Origin of the sequence: Acidovorax sp. KKS102 (genome assembly GCF_000302535.1) — a bacterium.
Taxonomy (GTDB): Bacteria; Pseudomonadota; Gammaproteobacteria; order Burkholderiales; family Burkholderiaceae_C; genus Acidovorax.
In genome coordinates this window covers 2,317,346-2,336,915 of the sequence record NC_018708.1, presented here as the reverse complement: position 1 = coordinate 2,336,915, position 19,570 = coordinate 2,317,346, and the positions used below count along the sequence as shown (strand labels likewise).

21 protein-coding genes and 1 tRNA gene are annotated in these 19,570 nt (G+C 64.8%); 7 read left to right on the top strand and 15 right to left on the bottom strand.

The genetic code is table 11. From position 1 onward, the window contains the following. Positions 1-293 precede the first annotated feature (293 nt). The 4 genes from C380_RS24030 to C380_RS10705 all read left to right on the top strand — a co-directional run bounded on the left by C380_RS24030 (position 294) and on the right by C380_RS10705 (position 2,702). Positions 294-1,040: a hypothetical protein gene (locus C380_RS24030; protein WP_148279944.1), complete on the top strand. Its 747-nt coding sequence runs from the start codon at positions 294-296 to the stop codon at positions 1,038-1,040. Continuing rightward, complete coding sequence (locus C380_RS10715) at positions 1,040-1,642, top strand: hypothetical protein (protein ID WP_015013870.1); 603 nt, start codon at positions 1,040-1,042, stop codon at positions 1,640-1,642. The genes C380_RS24030 and C380_RS10715 overlap by 1 nt, the downstream gene beginning before the upstream one ends. Before the next feature lie 60 nt (positions 1,643-1,702). Further along, a complete protein-coding gene (locus C380_RS25865; RefSeq protein WP_015013869.1) occupies positions 1,703-2,203 on the top strand; it encodes an HNH endonuclease signature motif containing protein in 501 nt (166 codons plus the stop codon). A 193-nt stretch (positions 2,204-2,396) separates the two neighbouring features. Continuing rightward, on the top strand, positions 2,397-2,702 hold the full coding sequence (locus tag C380_RS10705) for a helix-turn-helix domain-containing protein (protein ID WP_015013868.1): 306 nt from the start codon (positions 2,397-2,399) through the stop codon (positions 2,700-2,702). Here C380_RS10705 and C380_RS10700 read toward each other — a convergent pair. The 6 genes from C380_RS10700 to tolB all read right to left on the bottom strand — a co-directional run bounded on the left by C380_RS10700 (position 2,680) and on the right by tolB (position 7,687). Beyond that, positions 2,680-3,897, bottom strand: coding sequence for a site-specific integrase (locus C380_RS10700; RefSeq protein WP_015013867.1), 1,218 nt, complete (start codon positions 3,895-3,897; stop codon positions 2,680-2,682). The genes C380_RS10705 and C380_RS10700 overlap by 23 nt on opposite strands. Before the next feature lie 147 nt (positions 3,898-4,044). Continuing rightward, positions 4,045-4,120 (bottom strand) — tRNA-Lys (locus C380_RS10695). 42 nt (positions 4,121-4,162) lie between these two features. After that, complete coding sequence (locus C380_RS10690; RefSeq protein ID WP_015013866.1) at positions 4,163-4,993, bottom strand: ThiF family adenylyltransferase; 831 nt, start codon at positions 4,991-4,993, stop codon at positions 4,163-4,165. Beyond that, positions 4,990-5,781, bottom strand: a complete 792-nt coding sequence (ybgF, locus tag C380_RS10685; RefSeq protein ID WP_015013865.1) for a tol-pal system protein YbgF — start codon at positions 5,779-5,781, stop codon at positions 4,990-4,992. The genes C380_RS10690 and ybgF overlap by 4 nt, the downstream gene beginning before the upstream one ends. Then, entirely contained in the window at positions 5,781-6,323 is a 543-nt protein-coding gene (gene pal / locus C380_RS10680; protein ID WP_015013864.1) for a peptidoglycan-associated lipoprotein Pal, read from the bottom strand. The genes ybgF and pal overlap by 1 nt, the downstream gene beginning before the upstream one ends. Positions 6,324-6,367: 44 nt before the next feature. Continuing rightward, positions 6,368-7,687 carry a Tol-Pal system beta propeller repeat protein TolB gene (gene tolB, locus C380_RS10675; protein WP_015013863.1) on the bottom strand — a complete coding sequence of 440 codons (1,320 nt, stop codon included), beginning with the start codon at positions 7,685-7,687 and terminating at the stop codon, positions 6,368-6,370. Positions 7,688-7,827: 140 nt separating this feature from the next. Between tolB and msbA the strand changes: the two genes are divergently transcribed. Next, complete coding sequence (gene msbA / locus C380_RS10670) at positions 7,828-9,630, top strand: lipid A export permease/ATP-binding protein MsbA (RefSeq protein ID WP_015013862.1); 1,803 nt, start codon at positions 7,828-7,830, stop codon at positions 9,628-9,630. Positions 9,631-9,738: 108 nt separating this feature from the next. Here the strand turns inward: msbA and C380_RS10665 are convergent, their stop codons facing one another. From C380_RS10665 to mltG, 6 genes are all read right to left on the bottom strand, one after another. Continuing rightward, the gene (locus C380_RS10665) at positions 9,739-10,413 is read right to left on the bottom strand and encodes an ankyrin repeat domain-containing protein (RefSeq protein WP_015013861.1); all 675 of its coding nucleotides are present in this window, start codon (positions 10,411-10,413) and stop codon (positions 9,739-9,741) included. Further along, positions 10,410-11,216: a TatD family hydrolase gene (locus C380_RS10660; RefSeq protein WP_015013860.1), complete on the bottom strand. Its 807-nt coding sequence runs from the start codon at positions 11,214-11,216 to the stop codon at positions 10,410-10,412. The genes C380_RS10665 and C380_RS10660 overlap by 4 nt, the downstream gene beginning before the upstream one ends. A 62-nt stretch (positions 11,217-11,278) precedes the next feature. Further along, positions 11,279-11,638, bottom strand: coding sequence for a PilZ domain-containing protein (locus tag C380_RS10655; protein WP_015013859.1), 360 nt, complete (start codon positions 11,636-11,638; stop codon positions 11,279-11,281). 14 nt (positions 11,639-11,652) lie between these two features. Then, positions 11,653-12,660 (bottom strand): DNA polymerase III subunit delta', encoded by a 1,008-nt coding sequence (locus C380_RS10650; protein WP_015013858.1) that lies wholly within the window; start codon positions 12,658-12,660, stop codon positions 11,653-11,655. Next, entirely contained in the window at positions 12,657-13,334 is a 678-nt protein-coding gene (gene tmk / locus C380_RS10645) for a dTMP kinase (protein ID WP_015013857.1), read from the bottom strand. Before tmk ends, C380_RS10650 begins: the two co-directional genes overlap by 4 nt. Before the next feature lie 24 nt (positions 13,335-13,358). After that, positions 13,359-14,345 carry an endolytic transglycosylase MltG gene (gene mltG / locus C380_RS10640; RefSeq protein WP_304412176.1) on the bottom strand — a complete coding sequence of 329 codons (987 nt, stop codon included), beginning with the start codon at positions 14,343-14,345 and terminating at the stop codon, positions 13,359-13,361. Between the two features lie 45 nt (positions 14,346-14,390). Between mltG and C380_RS10635 the strand changes: the two genes are divergently transcribed. Beyond that, on the top strand, positions 14,391-15,308 hold the full coding sequence (locus tag C380_RS10635; RefSeq protein WP_015013855.1) for a folate-binding protein YgfZ: 918 nt from the start codon (positions 14,391-14,393) through the stop codon (positions 15,306-15,308). A 63-nt stretch (positions 15,309-15,371) separates the two neighbouring features. Here C380_RS10635 and C380_RS10630 read toward each other — a convergent pair whose 3' ends face one another. The 3 genes from C380_RS10630 to C380_RS10620 all read right to left on the bottom strand — a co-directional run bounded on the left by C380_RS10630 (position 15,372) and on the right by C380_RS10620 (position 18,131). Next, positions 15,372-16,229, bottom strand: a complete 858-nt coding sequence (locus C380_RS10630) for a YbgC/FadM family acyl-CoA thioesterase (protein WP_015013854.1) — start codon at positions 16,227-16,229, stop codon at positions 15,372-15,374. A gap of 8 nt (positions 16,230-16,237) precedes the next feature. Continuing rightward, entirely contained in the window at positions 16,238-17,200 is a 963-nt protein-coding gene (locus tag C380_RS10625; RefSeq protein ID WP_015013853.1) for an alpha/beta hydrolase, read from the bottom strand. Positions 17,201-17,261: 61 nt separating this feature from the next. Then, on the bottom strand, positions 17,262-18,131 hold the full coding sequence (locus C380_RS10620) for a 2-keto-4-pentenoate hydratase (protein ID WP_015013852.1): 870 nt from the start codon (positions 18,129-18,131) through the stop codon (positions 17,262-17,264). 96 nt (positions 18,132-18,227) lie between these two features. Between C380_RS10620 and C380_RS10615 the strand changes: the two genes are divergently transcribed. Beyond that, positions 18,228-19,364 carry an iron-containing alcohol dehydrogenase gene (locus C380_RS10615; RefSeq protein ID WP_015013851.1) on the top strand — a complete coding sequence of 379 codons (1,137 nt, stop codon included), beginning with the start codon at positions 18,228-18,230 and terminating at the stop codon, positions 19,362-19,364. Positions 19,365-19,570: the final 206 nt, after the last annotated feature.

Below are 19,570 nucleotides of genomic sequence, written 5' to 3'. Positions count from 1 at the left end.
GCAGTCAAGACCACAGGCAAGGCAGACAGCCCCATCGCAGCCCGTGCCCCAGGCAGACAGCCAGCCAGCGCCAGAACCTGCAGACATCATTGCAGGCGCGCTGCAGACCAGCCGAGGGCATGCCATGGAGCTAATGCAGCAGGCTGTGGACGCAGACCGCGCAGCCCGTGCCGGCAGACAGCGTGACAACACCAGCGGGTGGGGCGGTTGCAGAAGTAGTGATGGCGATTCGCCCACCGAAGGCGTCACCGGCATGGCTTCCTCACAAAATCATCCACGCATCATTGCAATGGTTGGACAGCGTTCCAGTCGGAACCAAGCTCTACACCACCCCACCCGCCCAGGCGGCAGACAGCGTGACGGCACCAGCCTACTCCATTGACGCGGACCCGCAAGGCATCCGCGCGCGAGTGGCTGAGGCAATCACCGGTGCGCTGGCGTTTGGAGCACAGGGCGCCAATCCGCCGCCAACAGGGCATTGGCTTGCACCCTTCTGGGAGATGGCAAGAGAGGAGGCCAGCTGCAACAGGCCAGTGAGCAGCGACACGCTGTACCTGCTGCGTCGCCTGCTATCCAACCAGCACACACTGACCGGCTCTGAATTCCGTGAAGAGTTGACAAAGATCGTAGGGGAAGCCACCCAGGCGGCAGACAGCGTGCCTGTCGCGCCATTTGATGATCCCAAGGTGCAGGCTGTGTACGCCATCCTGTGTAGCGACGTACAACCTCCAGAGGGTGAGCACTGGGAAGGGTTCGCAGCGCGACGCATAGTGGACGCCATTTCGGCAGACAGCGTGCTGGAGGACGCGGACCCGATCCGAGCGCTGATTGCAGAGCACGCCGCCATCCTTGACCAGAACGAGTCGGCCTACTTTGAGCTGTGCTACCACCGCGCGACCGGATGGATGGCCTGGATCACCGACAAACCTCTGTGCATGCCTCCCGTGGTCAACCCGGACCGCAAGGTGCTGGCGCAGGGCCAAGGCGATACCGCTGACGAAGCGTGCCGCGACGCAGCCCGCAAGCAAGGAGGTGCGTGATGGGAGGCGATCAGGAAGAACTGCTTGAGCTGTTGCACACACCCATCCGCCCACCGCGAGCGGGCACACCCGGCGAGGGCATCTACCTAAAGCTCTGGCAGGACTACATGGCCGCCGACCCGGGCCGCCTGCACACGATCCTTTGGAGCACGGGGTCCGGCGTTGGCCAGCGCGAGGCCTCCGTCTGTGCGTCGTACATGACATTCATGGGATGCAACGGCGGCGGCTGCTTCACGCACGCTGCCGAGCAGTTGCTGACCCTCAGCGATCTGCACAGCTACACGCACAGCGCCGAAGGCCGATTCCTAATGGCCTGGGCACTCGAAAACCGGCGCTCGCGCGGCATGAATGGAGGCATCCGCACCATCGAGGCCATGCTTGCGAAGTCTGACGCATTCGTGGCCACGGCCTTCGACCGCCGCGTGGACTGGGATGCGTTCACCGACATCACCACCGCAGACTACGACACCGTGGAATGCATGGTTGCGTGGTGGTCTGGCCGCGATGCCACCGAGATGCGCGCCATCGCCAAACCGATGATCGAGGCCGAGAGCAAGCGGATTCTGAGCAGCCTATTCAAGGCCAAGGAACCGGCTGCCTGACAGCCCCCACCCCATCAACAGCCCCGCTCATGCGGGGTTTTCTTTTTTCTGGAGGCAGTTATGCCAGCAGCAAAGCATCCACCTTGGGAGCTTCTTCGCGAATACCTTTCGTACGACGGAGCCACCGGAAAATTTTCTTGGAGGTGCGCTCCTCCACGTAGCCGAATCAAAGATGACCCAGGATATGTCCACAGAAATGGATACATCGTGATTCGCTGCCTTGGGCAAAGAAGTTATGCACATAGGCTCGCTTGGTTCTTCCACTACGGGTTTCACCCTGGCTCCGAGGTTGACCACATCAACGGAATCAGGACGGATAACCGAATCTCCAATCTTCGCCTCCTGCCGGCGGGACTCAATGTCCAGAACATGCGACGGCCGTCGAAGAGAAGTACAACAGGGCTCCTTGGCGTGTCGCTCGTTAAAAAGAACGGGACCTATCGGGCCTCTATTTGCTGTGCTGGCAAGTCGAGAAACCTTGGCTACTACAAGACACCAGAACTCGCTTACGAGGCCTATGTGAAGGCAAAGCGCGAGTTGCACAGCCCATGCACGCTGTAACTATCACTTGGGAAGTTGCGGATCGCCAATACCAGCTCCACCACTCCAACTGCCCCACCTGCCGCGCCGCTGGCACTGCCCCTGGATCAAGGGAGAGGTGCCCGGATGGCGCTGCTCTGTGGGCCACCTATCAGCAGGCGGGAGAACCGCCGCATTTCACCTGGCTGCGCAAGCGCCAGCGAGGAAGGAAGCCATGACCACCAAGGAAAAGGAAATTTTCACCACCGAAGAAGCGGCCGAAATGATGGGCTGCGCGCCTTCCACCATTGAGGAATATGCTCGCAACCGGGTGTTGCCCGGCCTGCGCATGGGCCATGAATGGCGTTTCCCGCGCGAGGCGTTCATGAAGGCCATCAACACCCTGGCCATCACCGGTGAGTTGCACCGCGAGTCGCCCAAGCGCAAGCCGAAGGCAGTGGCCGCCAATAAGGACAAGGGCGCCAAACCCGGCCGGCGTAATCCTGTCCCTGAGCTGCCTACACTGCGCTCAGTCGGCTAGACAGATCCTCACCCCGGAGCGAGGCATACCGAAGCACCATGCTGTAGTCGCTCCACCCCATGATCTTGCAAATCTCCACATCGGAGAAAACCCACCGGCCATCCTTGCCACGCAGCTCGAACCAGCGGCAGCACGCTTCATGCCGAAGGTCATGCTCTGTCATGTTGGGTAGCCCAACATGGCGAAACAGGCTGCGGAAGCGCGAGGTGAGCTGGTTCGTGGTGCGCTTCAAGTCGCCTTTGCTTCCATCCCAGTAGCTGAACACCAGGCCCACGCGCCCCTCGCACCAGGCGCGCAGTTCTGCGGCAATGCCGGATTTAAGGGGCACCGTGCGCGGCTTGGCGGCCCCACGGTGGCCCTTCGACCCTTCCACATTGATGAAGCCCCTGGCCCAGTCGATCTGCGACACCCGCAGGGTGTATGCCTCTTTCATGCGCAGGCCGGTATCGAGCACCAGCCGCAGGAACATTTTTGCTTCGGGATCAGGTGCCAGGGCGCGCAGCTTGCCCGGCAGCTTCACCCCATCAAGCGCCTGCAGGACCAGTGATTCCTCGCCTGGCGCCAGCCTTCGCTCGCGCGTAATGTCCTTCTTGGCCGCCAGCCCCGCCCGTGTGGCGTCCGCCGTGTCGCGGTCAGAGTAAACGCTGTAGCCGCGGGGGAGCTGGCGCAGCGGATTCGGCGGTATCGCCTCACCGGCAGGCACAGTGCGCCGCCAATGCCAATCCAGCACCCGGGCCAGCGCGCCCACCCTCTTGCGGATCGAGCCCGGCGCCAGGTTCCCAACCTTGCGCCCGAACGCCCCGCGCACATCCCCCCTCCCCGTTTTCAGCTTGCGGACGTAGCCCTCAACCCACTGGTACGTCATATCCGCCACCGCAACGCCGCGCAGGTCATCGCGCTGCATCACCGCCAGAAGCTCCGCCTCATTGGGCGCCACGGACGCATGGTTCAGATAGCCCTGCACCACCGCCGAAAGAAACTGCGAATCCTGGGTGGCCTTTTCCTGCTTCTGCTTCGCCTCTGCGGCATTCATCAGGACCTGGGGCACCACGCCCTGCTTGAGCAGACCGTCCACCTGGGCCTTGAATGCCTCGGCTTCTGCCAGGGTGTCGAAGGTATAGAACAGCGGTTTGGGCAAAACCTTGTTCTTGATGCGGAGCTGGAATTTATCCCCTCGGGGCTGGATGCTGGCCATAGGGGCGTGATGGTAGCGGGTAGCGGCGGGTAGCGTGCTACCTTTTCTGGGTAGCAGAACACTCGCTGCCAGCCATTTCTAGGCCCAAAACAAAAAAGCCCGCTACCGTATTGATAGCAGGCTTTCCATATTCCACAAGGATTCGGGTGGTAGGACGTACAAGATTCGAACTTGTGACCAACGGATTAAAAGTCCGCTGCTCTACCAACTGAGCTAACGTCCCGCCCGATTGCAACCATCGTATCGATTGCTGCAAAGCCTTGGATTATAGCGTCTTTTTCCCTGCCGATTTGGAATCGGTTGCAAGTTTATCGAGTACCCAGCCGGCCGCGCATTGACCGAAGGTCGCAGTCACGGCAACCACCGATCCGTAGCCATGGCAGTTCAAAGATCCATCGCCATCGATGTTGCAGGAGGCATCTGGCGGAGCTACCGCCTCGCGGCTGAAAATACAGGGGACCCCGATCTTCTTGCCCTCACGCGGCGCGCCGTGGTGCTTGCGCAGCTGGTAGCGCATCTGTGCCAGCAGCGGGTCGTGGGTCGTGAATGCAAGATCATCCACATCCACCTTGTGCGCATACCGCTTGCCGCCTGCTGCGCCCACGGTGATGTGCAGCACACCATGGGCGCGCGCCCACACCGACAACGCCGTTTTGGCCTTGATCTGGTCACACGCATCAATCAGTGCATCCACAGGCGTCTGCAACAAATCCGGCCAATTTCCGGGCTCCACAAACTCCTCAACGCAGTGGACGGTGCATCCTGGGTGGATTTGCGCGATGCGATCGCGCATGGCCAAAACCTTGGCTTGCCCTACGGTGTCGGTCAATGCGTGGATCTGGCGGTTGATGTTCGATTCAGCGACATGGTCCAAATCGATCAAGGTGATTTGAGCGATGCCACTGCGAGCAAGCGCCTCCGCAGCCCAGGATCCGACACCGCCAATACCAACAACGGCAACGTGGGCGGCACGGATTCTGGCTGCACCCTGCACGCCATAGAGCCGCTGAAGCCCGCCGAAGCGACGCTCCAATGCGTGCTCCGCCGCCTCGTCTGCGGCAGGTTGCGAGGCCAAGGCCACACCAACCGCCGTCATTTGAGCCTTGAGAGGCGCTCTTTGGCAGCAACGGCCGCTTCAGACTGCGGATAGGCTCGCAGAAGGTCTTCCAGCGTCTTGCGCGCGGTGCGGGTGTCCTTGAGCTCAATCTGGCAATTGGCGATGGACAGCGCGGCCTCGGGCGCACGTGCGTGCGTGGGGGCCTCGGCCAGCATCTGCTTGAAATTGCCGATGGCTTCCTTGTACTCGCGGGTCGCGTACTGGGCATTGCCCAGCCAGAAACGCGCAGAAGGCACGTAACCGCTGCGCGGATACTGCCGCACGAAGGCTGCGAAAGCGGCACTGGCGTCAGGGAACTTGCCGGACCGAAACACAGCCAGGGCCGCTTCAAAGTCCCGCTTTTCCGCCGGGTCTGCCTGAAACTCGCGGCCATCCACCGTGACCTTGATGGGCTCGAACTGCCGCAACCGCTCGTCCACGCCTTGGGCAATGTCCTTCTGGCGGCGCTGCAGTTCACCCACATCGCGCAAAAGCTGCTCATTCTGGCCGTTCAGCTTGGCCTGCTCGGCGCGCAAGGTCTCGATCTGGGTCTGCAAATCCAGCAGGCTGCGGCGCAGCTGAGCGTTTTCTTCGCCGAGCTTGCGCACCTCTTCGGCAGAGCGCTGCTGAGACAACTGCAGGCCATCCACGCGTTGTCGCATCTCCAGGATGGCGCGCCGCGCCTCGCCGTCTTCAAAGATCGCCGCATGGGCGGAAGACAGCGACGCGGCGAGCATCGCGGCCATTGCCAGCGCCCGCAGCGAAAAAACCGGTGCAGCGGGCGCCATCAACGGTACGACAGTTCAGCGCGACGGTTCTGGGCGCGGGCGTCTTCGGTGGTGCCTTGGGCTGCAGGCTTTTCCTTGCCGAAACTCACGGCCTCGACCTGGCTGTCAGGCACGCCCAACAAGCCCAGCGAACGGCGCACAGCTTCTGCACGCTTCTGGCCCAGGGCCAGGTTGTACTCGCGGCCGCCACGGTCATCGGTATGACCTTCGATCATGACCTTGCGGTTGGGAGCCGCCTTAATGAAGCGGGAGTGTGCTTCGATCATCGATTGGAACTCGGGCTTGATCACGTAGCTGTCGTAGTCGAAGTACACGACGCGCGCAACGCCAACGGGGCCTGCGCCGTCACGGCCGGACTGGCCAAGGTCCACGCCAGCCACACCGCTTTGCGACGTGTTGCCGGAATTGGCACCGTTGTTGGCACCACCCATGGTGGAGGTCGCATTTTTGTCCTCGACAGGCACATCGTCCAGCTTCACGCCAGAACTGCAGCCCGCCATGAGAGCGGCAACGGTGAGGGCAAGGGTAATACGTTTCATCATCCAAATTTCTCCTGAAGGCTTGATAACTGAAATTGCAAATAAGTTCATTGCTTTTGGAACGGGCCCCAGTCCGGCTCACGGATGTCGCCGGCCTGGCCGGCGAGACGCGCCTTGATCTTGCCGTCCAACGTGGTGGTCATGAGGGCCTCACGGCCCTGCTGCTGGGTGGCGTAAACAATGAGGCGGCTGTTGGGTGCAAAGCTGGGATTTTCGTCGGCCGTCGTGTCAGTCACTGCATTGACGGTGCCCGTGGACAGGTCCATCACGTGCAGCTTGAACGCCCCCCCCACGCGGGAGATGTAGGCCAGCCAGCGACCATCGGGACTCACGCTGGGCGAGATGTTGTAGGTGCCGGTAAAGGTCACGCGCTCCGCATTGCCCCCTGACGCGCCCACCTTGTAGATTTGCGGCGCACCTCCCCGGTCGCTCACAAAGAAGATGCTGCGGCCGTCGCCTGAGAACACGGGCTCGGTATCGATGCCAGAGCTTTGCATCAGTCGGCGCGGCTCGCCGCCATTCGCGTCGATGGTGTACAGCTGCGAACCACCGTCGCGGCTCAATGTCACTGCCAGCGTGCGGCCGTCTGGTGCCCAGGCTGGTGCACTGTTGGAGCCACGGAAGTTCGCGATCAAGCGTCTGCGACCTGTGGCCACATCGTGCACATACACCACCGGCTTGCGCGATTCGAACGACACGTACGCCAGCTGGCCGCCATTCGGAGACCACGCGGGCGAGATGATGGGCTCGGGACTCGACAGTGCGGACTGGGCGTTTTCGCCGTCGGCATCTGCCACCCACAGGCTGTAACGGGGGCCGGTCTTGGTCACATAGGCAATGCGCGTCGAGAAGATACCGCGCTCGCCGGTGAGCTTTTCGTAGATGAAGTCGGCAATGCGGTGCGAGACCAGACGCAGGTCGCCCTGCGTAACGACAAAACTCTGCCCGCCCAGGTCTTGCCCCTTGACCACATCCCAAAGGCGAAAGCGCACATCAAAGCGCCCATCCGCCAATCGCGTGACGCTGCCAGTGGCCAGCGAATCCGCACTCTTCTGGCGCCACAGCGCGACATCTGGCCGCGCGGTTTCATCCAGCGCTGCCCCCGTTGCATCAATCGCGCGGAACTGCCCGCTGCGCTCCAGGTCTGCCTGGACGATGGCTGCGATTTTTTGGGGTGATTGCGCCTCACCGCGAAATGGAGCGATGGCGATGGGCAACTGGGTCAGCCCGACGCCGGTGACTTCCACTCGGAACTGAGCAAGCGCGGGAATGGAGGGAGAGGCGATGAGTGCGGCCAGCAACTGGCGGCGCAAGGGAAGCAGCGGGGCTGCGGGAGATGGGTGTTGGGAGATTCGATCTGTGGTCATTGGCATCCAGCAGTGGCCGAACAAGTGCCGAAAGGGCAAACCCGAATGTTACACACAGCGGCGAGCCCCCTGTGACAAACTGTGCGCGACACACCGTGCCGGACAGGCTTCACATGGCACAAACGTAGAATCCGGCCGACATGCAAGCCACCGACACGGGCACGACGCCTGCCCCCGCACCCAATCCCCCCACAACCTTGATGGCGCGCCTGAAGCGGCTGTCGGTGTACTTTGGCGACCAGCGAATGGCCTGGAGCCTGGCCATTGTTGCCACACTGGTGGGCGCCATCACGGAGCCCTTGATCCCCGCCCTGTTGCAACCCCTGCTGGACAAGGGCTTTACCCAGGGCACCTTGCAACTGTGGATGGTGCCCCTGGCGATTCTGGGGGTCTTTTTCGTACGTGGCGTGGCCCAGTTTGTGGGCCAGTACGCGCTGGCACGCATTGCCAACGAAGGCATGCTGACACTGCGCCAGGCTCTGTTTGATCGTGTTCTGGCCGCTGAGATGGGATTGTTTGGGCGCCAGTCGGCCAGCGCGCTCTCCAATACGGTGGTCTATGAAGTGCAGACCGGTGCGACATTGCTGGTGCAGGCCCTGCTCGGCCTGTCGCGCGACGGGTTCACGCTGGTCGCGCTGCTGGTCTATTTGTTGTACCTCAATTGGCAGCTCACACTGATCGTTGCCGTTGTTGTTCCAGGGGTCGCCTGGATCATGAAGACCTTGTCGCGGCGGCTGTACCACCTCACCAAGAGCAGCCAGCAGGCCACCGACGAGCTGGCCTATGTGGTCGAAGAAAACGTGCTGGCACACCGCATGGTGCGCCTGCATGGCGCACAGGGGGGTCAGGCACAACGCTTTGCCGACCTGAGCCGCAGCCTGCGCCGCCTGGCCATCAAGTCCACCATCGCCTCTGCGGCGATGACGCCGCTGACCCAGTTACTGGCCGCCGCCGCGCTGTCGGTGGTGATCTGCATTGCGCTGTGGCAGAGCCGGGGTGCCGTCGATGTGAAGGATGTGACCGTGGGCGGGTTTGTGTCGTTCATTACGGCCATGCTGATGCTGATCGCGCCGATCCGGCGCCTGGCGGATGTGGCCAGCCCCGTGACCCGGGGTGTCGCCGCCTTGGAGCGCGGCCTGGGGCTGCTGGGCGACACCGGCGCGGAAACCGGCGGCACCTACCGCAAGGACCGCGTGCAAGGCGCGCTCACCCTGAACAACGTCACCGTGTCGTTTGGCACCGACCACGCCCCCGCCTTGGACGGGGTCAGCCTGCAGGTGGCCCCGGGCGAGATCGTGGCGCTGGTGGGCCCCTCCGGGGCTGGCAAGACCACACTGGTCAACCTGCTGCCGCGTTTTGTCCTGCCTTCCGCAGGCACCGCCGCCGTCGACGGGCATGCCTTGCAGGACTGGGACCTGGCGTCCCTCCGGTCGCAATTTGCGATGGTGAGCCAGGACGTGGTGATGTTCAATGACACCATTGCCGCCAACGTGGCTCTGGGCCAGGCCGTGAACGAAACCCGCGTGCTGGAATGCCTCGCTGCCGCCAACCTCGCCGAGCACGTGGCCGGTCTGCCGCAGGGCATCCACACGGTGGTGGGGCACAACGCTACGCAGTTGTCCGGCGGGCAGCGTCAGCGGCTGGCCATTGCTCGGGCCTTGTACAAGGACGCTCCCATCCTCATCCTGGACGAGGCGACGTCTGCCCTGGACACCGAATCGGAACGCCTGGTGCAAGAGGCCCTACAGCGCCTGATGCAGGGCCGCACGACCCTGGTCATTGCACACCGGCTGTCCACCATCGAGCATGCCGACCGCGTGGTAGTGATGGAGCGCGGGCGCATCGCCGAGCAAGGCACCCACAGCGCGTTGATGGCGCTGGGTGGGCTGTATGCGCGGCTGCAGACACGCGCCGCGGCGGGCTCAGGGACCATCGCTGAATGAGCAGGCGCGGCACGACTGGTGCTGGCCTTTGCTGATTTCTCAACAGTCCGCAGGGCCCGCTTTGCACAAGCCCTCTATGTGCTGCTGGCGCCTGCCTTGGCTACTTGGCTACCACTTGCCCCGGTTGGGCTGGCGCTTCCGAATGGCCGCGGCGATTCTCTCCGCAGACTCGGTACGGCTCACACGCAAGGCGAAATCGGCGGCGGTCAAGCCCAGCTGGTTCTTGAGCGTAGGGTCGGCCCCTTCATCCAGCAGCAACTGCACGGCCTCGGTAGATCCGTAATGCGCCGCCATCATCAGCGGCGTGGTGCCGTTGGGCGATGCTGCGTCGATGTAGGCGTGGTTTTCGAGCAGCAATGAAATGATCACCGCGTGCTGCGGCGAACCTGCAGATGCGGCGTAGTGCAGCGGCGTCCAACCGGTCTTGTTGACATCGGCATCGCGCGCGATGAGCGCCTTGACGGCCTCTACGTTGCCCTTGATGGCAGCCATCATCAACGGACTTTCGTCCTTGGCGTTGCGGGCCTCTACATTCAGTCGTCGGGATGCCAGCAACGCAGCAACGGCCTTGTTTGCGCCATTTTGCAGGGCAATCGTGAGCCCCACCTGCCCCTTGGGGTCACGGGTGTTCGGGTCAAAGCCGCGGCGCAGCAGCGCAGTGATTGCATCCCCATCATCGCGCAGGATGGCCACAAAAAAGTCTTCATAGGCACCCGCCCAGGCCCCGGCAGACACCAGGCCCAGCGCCACAGCGGCCAGGGCAGAACGTCGTTGCAGGTTCATGCCATCACCTCCGGGAACAAGCGGTCGAAATTGCGGCTGGTGGCCTCCGCCACCACCTCCAGCGCCAGCCCCTTGGTCTCGGCCACCTGCCGGGCCACATGGGGCACATACGACGGGTTGTTGGTCTTGCCACGGTAGGGCACTGGGGCCAGGTAGGGGCTGTCGGTCTCGATGAGCATGCGGTCCAGCGGCACAAAGGCCACCACGTCGCGCAGCTCCTGCGCGCTCTTGAAGGTGACGATGCCCGAGAACGAGATGTAGTAGCCCCGATCCAGCGCGGCGCGCGCCACCTGCATGGACTCGGTAAAGCAGTGGAACACGCCGCCCGCCTGGTTGCTTGCGCCATCCTCGCCCTCTTCCCGCAGGATGGCCAGCGTATCGTCGGACGCACTGCGCGTGTGGATGATGAGCGGCTTGCCACAGGCCCGCGCCGCGCGGATGTGGGTGCGGAAACGGTCGCGTTGCCATTCCAGGTCGGCAATGCTGCGCCCGCCCTTGCGGTCTTCCATGCCGTAGTAGTCCAAGCCGGTCTCTCCAATCGCCACCACGCGGGGCAGTGCGGCGCGGTCCAGCAGGTCCTGCACGCTGGGTTCCGTCACGCCCTCGTTGTCGGGGTGCACACCCACTGTGCTCCAGAAGTTGTCATGGGCCAGGGCCAGGGCGTGCACGCCCTCGAACTCTTCCATGGTGGTGCAGATGCACAGGGCCCGGGTGACCTGCGCCTCGGCCATGGCCTGGCGGATGGCGGGCAGCTGGCTGACCAGTTCCGGGAAGTTGAGGTGGCAATGCGAATCGGTGAACATGTGATGAAAAACAAAAAAGCCGACCAGCCAGCGCGGGTCGGCAGGGGGCGGCGGCGGCGCGGTCAGATCGTCTGGGTAGGACGGTCCGAGCCCAGCGCAGTTCCCAGCAATTCCTCGATCTTGGCCTTGAGCTGGCGGGATTTTTCGTCCTTGGGGAACTGGATGCCCACGCCCTGGGTGCGGTTGCCTGCGGCACGAGCGGGTGTGACCCAGGCCACGCGGCCTGCCACGGGGTAGCGCTGGGTGTCGTCTGGCAAGGTCAGCAGCACATACACATCGTCGCCCAGCTTGTAGTCACGCTGGGTGGGCACAAAGATGCCCCCTTCGGCAAAAAAGGGAATGTACGCGGCATAAAGCGCGGCCTTTTCCTTGATGGCCAGCTGCATGACGCTGGGACGGGGCGCGGTGGATGGACTGCTCATGGGTGGGGTGCGGCTTAGTGTCTGGAGTGTAGGGTGTTTCGCGCCTGGGCGACAAGCGCCTCCAGCATGAGCCCGCCATTGAACGGATGGTCCGCCGTGCGCGCGGCCTTGGACAGTGCGCGCGACCAGCGCGTGAGCGCGCCCAGCGGCGGTGCCTTGGGCAGGTCGGCGGGCGCAAAGTAGCGTGGTGCGGCGCCCACGCTGGCGGCCAGCAGGTCGTGGCAGAGCTTTTGCAGCGCGTCGATCACCTGGGCCGGAGCCCAGTCGCCCAGCGCCGTCACATCGCCCCGTGCCACCGCCTGCGGCAAGGCGGACCAGGCCTGCGGGCTGCGACCCGACTGGGCCAGGGCCAGGGCATCCTCGGGCCGCCCGCCTGCCGCGCGCAGAAACGACGCTGCCGCATCCCGGGCCAGGCCCTGGGCCTGCAACCACGCGAGGCTGTCGGCCTCGGCCGGCCAGACCATGGTGTGCCCCAGGCAACGGCTGCGGATGGTGGGCAGCAGCTGGTGCGCAGCCTCGCTGGCCAGCACAAAACGCACGTCGCCAGGCGGTTCTTCCAGCGTCTTGAGCAGCGCGTTGGCCGTCACATGGTTCATCTGCTCGGCCGGGTAGACCAGCACGGCCTTGCCTTTGCCACGCGCCGAGGTGCGCTGCGAAAACTCCACCGCATCGCGCATGGCTTCCACACGGATCTCGCGGCTGGGCTTGCGCTTTTTGTCGTCGATGTCGGCCTGGGCCTTTTCCGACAGGGGCCAGCCCAACGCCATCATCTGCACCTCGGGCATCAGCACGCACAGGTCGGCATGGGTGCGCACATCGATGGCGTGGCAGCTGCCGCACTGGCCGCAGGCGCCCCGCTCTGTGGGTGCATCGCACAGCCATGCGCGCACCATTTCCAGCCCCAGGGCGTACTGCCCCAGACCCGACGGCCCCTGCAGCAGCCACGCATGGCCGCGCTGGGCCAACAGGCTGGTGCGCTGTACGGCGATCCAGGGCGCCAGCGCCACAGTGGCTTCACTCATTGCGGCCCTCCCTGCGTGGCCACCATGATGGCCAGCCAGCCCTTGCGCACGAACACGCTGGTGAGCTGCTGCCACACGCGATGGCGATCCTGCGCTGCATCCAGGCGCGCAAAACGCTGGGGCGCTGCAGCGGCGCGGTCGGCATAGCCCTGGGCCACGCGGCGGAAGAACTCGACCGGCTGGGCCTCGAAGCGGTCGGGCACACGCGCACCGGCCAGGCGCTCGGCCGCCACCTCGGGGGCCAGGTCAAACCACACCGTCAAATCGGGTTCACGCATCAAATTGGCCTCAGGCGCTAGTCCCGTCTGCGCCAAGCGCTCCAAAGTTGATAGCACACCGAGATCAAAGCCGCGCCCTGCGCCCTGGTAGGCAAAGGTGGCGTCGGTGAACCGGTCGCAAAGCACCACGTCGCCCCGGGCCAGAGCGGGCTCGATCACATTGCGCAGATGATCGCGGCGGGCAGCAAAGATCAGCAGCGACTCGGTGAGCGCATCCATGGGGTCGTTCAGGACCATCTCGCGCAGCTTTTCGGCCAGCGGTGTGCCGCCCGGCTCTCGGCTCACGGTAACCGTGCGGCCCTGGGTGCGGAACGCCGCGGCCAGGCCCTCGATGTGCGAGGACTTGCCTGCACCGTCGATGCCTTCAAAGGTGATGAACAGACCGGGTCGTGACATGGGCGCCTTGGTTCAAGAAACGGTTTACTGCTGTCCGCGCTGGTAGCGGTTGACGGCGCGGTTGTGCTCCTCCAGCGAGGCGCTGAAGTGGCTGCTGCCATCGCCCTTGGCCACAAAGTACAGCGCGCGCGTGGCCTGCGGCTGCACAGCGGCCAGCAACGCCGCCTTGCCAGGCATGGCGATGGGCGTGGGCGGCAGGCCCGCGCGGGTGTAGGTGTTCCAGGGGGTGTCGGTCTGCAGGTCGCGCTTGCGCAGGTTGCCATCAAACTTCTCACCCAGGCCATAGATCACCGTGGGGTCGGTCTGCAGCAGCATGCCCACGCGCAGGCGGTTGACGAACACGCCCGCAATCTGGCCCCGGTCGCTGGCCTTGCCGGTTTCCTTTTCCACGATGCTGGCCAGCGTCAGCGCCTCGTCCGCCGACTTGAGCGGCGTGTCGGCCGCGCGCTGGGCCCAGGCTGCCTCCAGATGGCGGTCCATGGCGTGCATGGCCCGGCGCAGCAAGGCGATGTCGCTGGAGCCTTTGGCGTAGGTATAGGTGTCCGGGAAGAACCGCCCCTCGGGCGCTACGCCGGGGCGGCCCAGCTGGGCCATCAGCGCTTCGTCGGTCAGGGTGGCAGCATCGTGTTTGAGCTGCTCTTCCTTGGCCAACGCCTGGCGCACCTGGCGCCAGTTCCAGCCTTCGACCAAGGTAAGTGCGCGCAGGGCCTCTTCGCCCCGGGCCAGCTTTTGCAGCAGGCTGATGGGCGTGGTGCCGGGCGGGACTTCGTAGTTGCCGGCCTTGATGGCACGGTCTTGCCCCGAGACGCGGAACCAGGCATACAGCAGGCGCGCGTCCGTCTTGACCCCAGCCGCCACCACATCGCGGGCCACGCCGCGCGGCGTGGTGCCGGGCTCGATGGCCAGCTCCAGCGGCTCCGGGCCCAGGTCCAGCGGCTGGTGCAACCACCAATACGCAGCGCCGCCCAGTGCGATCCCCACCAACACGATCAAAGCCAGTAAACGTCGCACAACCCTGCTACCAATATGTATGAATCAGGGCATCATAATTCAGCGATGACCTACCCCTTGAATGGCATTGCCCACCTGTCCCACCTCGGCGTGATTCGCGTGGAAGGCGAAGACGCCGCCAAGTTTCTGCACGGCCAGCTCACCCAGGATTTCGCCCTGCTGGGCATGGACCAGGCCCGCCTTGCGGCCTTCTTGTCGGCCAAGGGCCGCATGCAGGCCAGCTTCATCGGCTTCAAGCGCAGCGCCACCGAGGTGCTGCTGGTCTGCAGCCGCGACCTGCTGCCCGCCACGCTCAAGCGCCTGTCAATGTTTGTACTGCGCGCCAAGGCCAAGTTGACGGATGCCACCGGTGACTTTGCCCTGTATGGCATCGCTGGAGACGCTATCAATGCCGTAGCTGGTAGCGCACAACCAGCTTGGTCCAAGGCCGATTTGGGCACTGCAACGTTGGTGCACCTGTACCCCGCCGACGGCACCCCGCGCGCCCTGTGGGTGGCCGCCGCCACGGAGCCCGCGCCCGCAGGCCCTGCGCTGGATGCCACGCTGTGGCTCTGGAGCGAAGTCATCAGCGGCGTCGCCACGCTGACCACGCCAGTGGTCGAAGCCTTTGTGCCCCAGATGCTCAACTATGAATCGGTGGGCGGCGTGAACTTCAAGAAAGGCTGCTACCCCGGCCAGGAAGTGGTGGCGCGCAGCCAGTTCCGGGGCACGCTCAAGCGCCGCGCCTACATCGCCCACGCAGCGGCTGAGGTGGCGGTGGGCGCCGAGGTGTTCAGCACCAGCGACCTCGAACAGCCCTGCGGCACCGTGGTGCAGGTGGCCGCTGCGCCGGGCGGCGGGTTTGACACCATCGTGTCGCTGCAGATTAGCGCCGCCCAAGAGGGCGCCCTGCAGGTGGGTGCAGCAGGCGGCGTGCCGCTGTCGTTGTTGCCCCTGCCCTACCCCCTGTTGGACGATATCTGAGCCAAATCGGGCGAATGCGCTAGTCGAACATGCCCGAGCAGCTCTCTTTTCAATAGCAAACCATCAGAGCTTGCGGGCCATGGCAATGTGCGCAATGCCCGCCTCTTCGTACGGCTCGCCCACCACCGCGAACCCCGCCCGGCGGTAAAAGCCCTCGGCGCTGCGCTGGGCGTGCAATTGCACTTCGGCATCGCCCCGGGCACGCGCCGCGTCCACCAGCGCATCCAGCAATTGGCGACCCCACTGCGCGCCGCGGACCGACCGGTCCACCGCCATGCGGCCGATGCGGCCCACGCCGGGCGCGTGCTGCAGCAGGCGGCCCGCAGCGACGGGCATGCCCAGCCGGTTGTACAGCACAGCGTGGCGCGCCGAGATGTCATGCCTATCGGCCTCGACCTCGGCCGGGATGCCCTGCTCGTGCACAAACACATCGGTGCGCACGCGGCCGGCATCGCGACCCAGAGTGTTCCAGTCGCCCGTGCGCACCTCGGCCATCTCGGCGCCCGCTTCAAAGCCTTCAAAGATCGCGCGCAATGCGGGCGGCACGGGGCGAGATGTCTGCGTGGCCGGGTCGGCAAACACATAGACCAGTTCGGCCGAGATCAGCAGCCGGTCGCCACAGAAAATGCCCGCCGTGAACAGGCACGACGAATTGCCAATGCGCGCGCACTTCAGGCCCACATCCAGCGTGTCATCCAGCCGCGCCGAAGCGTGGTACTCCACCGTGGCCTTCTTCACATACATCTCGCCGCCCAGCGCCAGCATGCTCGCCTCGTACGGCAGCGCCAGCGCGCGCCAGTACTCGGACATGGCGGTATCGACATACATGAGGTAGTGCGCGTTGAACACGATCTTTTGCATGTCCACCTCGGCCCAGCGCACGCGCAGGCGGTGGAAACAACGGAAATCACTGCGTTGCATGGGTTGGTTTACTCCAGGTGAAAAGCCAGGCGCAGCGCACGGGCCGCGTCGGCATGGGCCTTGCGCGCCTCGGGGATGGCGCGGCCCATCTTGATGAATTCGTGGGTCACGCCCCGATAGATGTCCAGGTCCACCGGCACACCCGCCAGGCGCAGCTTGTCGGCGTAGTCCACGCCTTCGTCCACCAGCGGGTCGCATTCGGCCAGGCCGATCCAGGCTGGCGCAACGCCTTCCACATCCGGCGCCAGCAGCGGGGCAAAACGCCAGTCTTCGCGCTCCTCGCGCGTGGTCACGTAGTGGCCAAAGAACCAGCTGATGGCAGGCTCCTCCAGCACGAGGCCGCGCGCAAAGGTGGCGTGCGAAGGCGTGTCTTGGTGCGCGGCGCAGCCGGGGTAGATCAGCAGCTGCAGCGCCAGAGGCAGGCCTGCATCGCGCGCCAGGATGGCGTTGACGGCAGCCAGCGTGCCGCCTGCGCTGTCACCACCCACGGCCAGGCGTTGAGGGTCAGCGCCCAGGCGCTCGGCGTTGGCAGCGAGCCATTGCAAGGCATCCCACGCATCGTTGCTGGCCGTGGGAAAGCGGTGCTCCGGCGCCAGCCGGTAGTCCAGCGAGACCACCATACAACCGGCCAGACGCGCCAGCTCGCGGCACAGGATGTCGTGCGTGGCAATGTTGCCGATGGTGAAGCCGCCGCCGTGCGTGTACAGCAGCACGGGCAGGCCCTTGTCCGTACTGGGCGCGTACAGCCGTGCGGGCAGCTGTGCACCGTCGCGGGTGGGGATCTGCAGGTCTTCCACCTGCGCCAGCGCGGCTTTGGGGACTTCCAGCACGTCGGCGCCTGCCTGGTAGGCGATGCGTGCCTCTTGCGGCGTGCGCGTGTGCAGCGGTGGGTGCCCGGCGCGGGCCATGCGTTCAAGCACGCTGCGCATCTGCGGGGTCAGGCGGGTGTGGTGGATGTGCAGGTCGGTCAACGGTCGGGGTCTCGGCAAAAAAAACAACGGCCCGCGCGGCGGCGGGCCGCTGAGGGGTGGGTTACTTGAAGCTCAGTCTCACGGGTGCAGCGCCGGGCAGGCCGTCATAGGTGGCCGTCACCGACAAGCCGGCCTTGGGCGGCAGCAATGCGGAGAACGAGCCTAGGCTGATCAGGTCGCCCGGCTGCATGGCCAGGCCCTCCTGCGCCAGCGCACCGGCCAGCCACACCACCGCATTCAGCGGGTGGTCCAGGATGTCGCTGCCCTTGCCACCACCCAGGCGCGCGCCCGCGCCATCGGTCAGCGACACGTTCATGTCGGTCAGGGCCTTGAGCATGGCAAAGCGCTCGCCCCGGTACGCCGGCACGGCAATCGGGGCACCCGCCACACCCAGGCGCGCACCCACGTTGATGGCCGTCACGCCTGCGCCGTTGAGCTTGGGCGGCGCCTGCACCATCAGGTCGGGCAACTCGATGAAGGGGATGATCTGGTCCACGGCGTCCAGCACGTCCATGGGGGTTTTGGCCTGGTTGATGGCGGCGCTTTTCACACGCACCAGCATGTCGGCCTCGTACAGGGGGCGGGCACCGAAGGCCGCATCCACCGTGGCGCCACTGGGCAGCACCATGCCCTCGTAGAGCTTGCCCCACACGGGCTTGTCGGTGTTGAAGCGCTTTTGCACGGCGGGGTTGGTCAGGCCGGCCTTGTAGCCAATCACCTTGCCCATGCGCTGAGCCAGCAAGGCGTTGACCTTGCCTCGTGTGCAGGCGCCATCGGCGTCCGTCAGGTTGTCGGGGTTGGCGGCGGGGGTCTTGGCGACATAGTTGGCCACCAGGTCGGCGGCCTGTGCGTCGGTCAGGCACTGGGCCTGGGCGCTTGTCACAGATGCGACGGCTACCAGGGCCGCCATCAGGGTTTGCTTCGTTTTCACACGTGTCTCCTCCTTGTAAAGTGGTCTCAGAACTTTTTCAAAGGCTGGCGAGCTATCGTAATCGCTGGCACTCCCATTCACACATTCTGTTGCACCATGGCTTTCATCTACTACGTCACCCAGATCCAGTTTGAATTCGGCGCTGTCCAACTGCTCAAGCAGGAATGCGAGCGCGTGGGCATCACCCGCCCGTTGATCGTGACGGACCCCGGCGTGAAGGCCGCAGGCGTGCTGCAAAAGGCGCTGGATGCGCTGCCCGGCATGGCGGTGGCCGTGTTTGACCAGACCCCGTCCAACCCCACCGAAGCCGCCGTGCGCGCTGCCGTGGACATGTACAAGGCCCAGGGCTGCGACGGCCTGATTGCCGTGGGTGGCGGCTCGGCCATCGACTGTGCCAAGGGCATCGCGATTGCCGCCACGCACGAAGGCCCCCTCACCCACTACGCCACCATCGAGGGCGGCTCGCCGCGCATCACCGACCGCGCCGCGCCGCTGATCGCTGTGCCCACCACCAGCGGCACGGGCAGCGAGGTGGCGCGCGGCGCCATCATCATCGTGGACGACCACCGCAAGCTCGGCTTTCACTCGTGGAACCTAGTGCCCAAGACCGCCATCTGCGACCCGGAACTCACCCTCGGCCTGCCCCCCATGCTCACGGCTGCCACGGGCATGGACGCAATTGCGCACTGCATGGAGACCTTCATGTCCGCCGCGTTCAACCCACCCGCCGACGGCATTGCGCTGGACGGCCTCACACGCGGCTGGGCGAACATCGAACAGGCCACCAAAAACGGCAGCGACCGCGATGCACGCCTGCACATGATGAGCGCCAGCATGCAGGGCGCAATGGCCTTCCAGAAGGGCCTGGGCGCCGTGCACTCGCTCAGCCACAGCCTGGGCGGCGTAAACCCGCGCCTGCACCATGGCACGCTCAATGCCATGTTTTTGCCCGCCGTGGTGCGCTTCAACGCGCAGGCCGAATCGGTGCAGAAGGAAAAGCGCCTGGAGCGCATGGCCCACGCCATGGGCCTCCAGTCTGCGGGCGACATCCCCGAAGCCATCCGCGACATGAACGCCCGCCTAGGCCTGCCCACGGGCCTGGCCGCCATGGGCGTGAACGAGGCGATGTTCGACGACATCATCAAGGGTGCGATGGCCGACCACTGCCACAAGACCAACCCGCGTATCGCCACGCCCGAGGAATACCGGGACATGCTGGCGCAGTCGCTCTGAACCCAGCCGCGTCGCCCTTGGGGCAAACGCCGCGCACCCGAGCGCGGCAGCCCAGGGCGCGGGAAACCAGCGCGTGCCAGTGCCCTTGTCAGGAGCACCTTGCGCGCGCCGGTAGCTCCGCAGTTTTACAAAACGTCACACATCAGCAACACCCCGCCGGTGGTGCTGCGCAAAACCGCGCTCACAACTTCTCACAAGATAGACTC

Bases quoted from the DNA above. Each gene is read 5' to 3' on its own strand.
- tmk (WP_015013857.1), bottom strand. From the start codon at position 13,334: ATGTCACGACCCGGTCTGTTCATCACCTTTGAAGGCATCGACGGTGCA.
- C380_RS10705 (WP_015013868.1), top strand. From the start codon at position 2,397: ATGACCACCAAGGAAAAGGAAATTTTCACCACCGAAGAAGCGGCCGAA.
- pal (WP_015013864.1), bottom strand. From the start codon at position 6,323: ATGATGAAACGTATTACCCTTGCCCTCACCGTTGCCGCTCTCATGGCG.
- C380_RS10655 (WP_015013859.1), bottom strand. From the start codon at position 11,638: ATGAGCAGTCCATCCACCGCGCCCCGTCCCAGCGTCATGCAGCTGGCC.
- C380_RS10615 (WP_015013851.1), top strand. From the start codon at position 18,228: ATGGCTTTCATCTACTACGTCACCCAGATCCAGTTTGAATTCGGCGCT.
- C380_RS10660 (WP_015013860.1), bottom strand. From the start codon at position 11,216: ATGTTCACCGATTCGCATTGCCACCTCAACTTCCCGGAACTGGTCAGC.
- C380_RS10650 (WP_015013858.1), bottom strand. From the start codon at position 12,660: ATGAGTGAAGCCACTGTGGCGCTGGCGCCCTGGATCGCCGTACAGCGC.
- C380_RS25865 (WP_015013869.1), top strand. From the start codon at position 1,703: ATGCCAGCAGCAAAGCATCCACCTTGGGAGCTTCTTCGCGAATACCTT.
- C380_RS10630 (WP_015013854.1), bottom strand. From the start codon at position 16,229: ATGCAACGCAGTGATTTCCGTTGTTTCCACCGCCTGCGCGTGCGCTGG.
- ybgF (WP_015013865.1), bottom strand. From the start codon at position 5,781: ATGGCGCCCGCTGCACCGGTTTTTTCGCTGCGGGCGCTGGCAATGGCC.
- C380_RS10635 (WP_015013855.1), top strand. From the start codon at position 14,391: ATGACCTACCCCTTGAATGGCATTGCCCACCTGTCCCACCTCGGCGTG.
- msbA (WP_015013862.1), top strand. From the start codon at position 7,828: ATGCAAGCCACCGACACGGGCACGACGCCTGCCCCCGCACCCAATCCC.
- C380_RS10665 (WP_015013861.1), bottom strand. From the start codon at position 10,413: ATGAACCTGCAACGACGTTCTGCCCTGGCCGCTGTGGCGCTGGGCCTG.
- C380_RS10690 (WP_015013866.1), bottom strand. From the start codon at position 4,993: ATGACGGCGGTTGGTGTGGCCTTGGCCTCGCAACCTGCCGCAGACGAG.
- C380_RS10715 (WP_015013870.1), top strand. From the start codon at position 1,040: ATGGGAGGCGATCAGGAAGAACTGCTTGAGCTGTTGCACACACCCATC.
- tolB (WP_015013863.1), bottom strand. From the start codon at position 7,687: ATGACCACAGATCGAATCTCCCAACACCCATCTCCCGCAGCCCCGCTG.
- C380_RS10700 (WP_015013867.1), bottom strand. From the start codon at position 3,897: ATGGCCAGCATCCAGCCCCGAGGGGATAAATTCCAGCTCCGCATCAAG.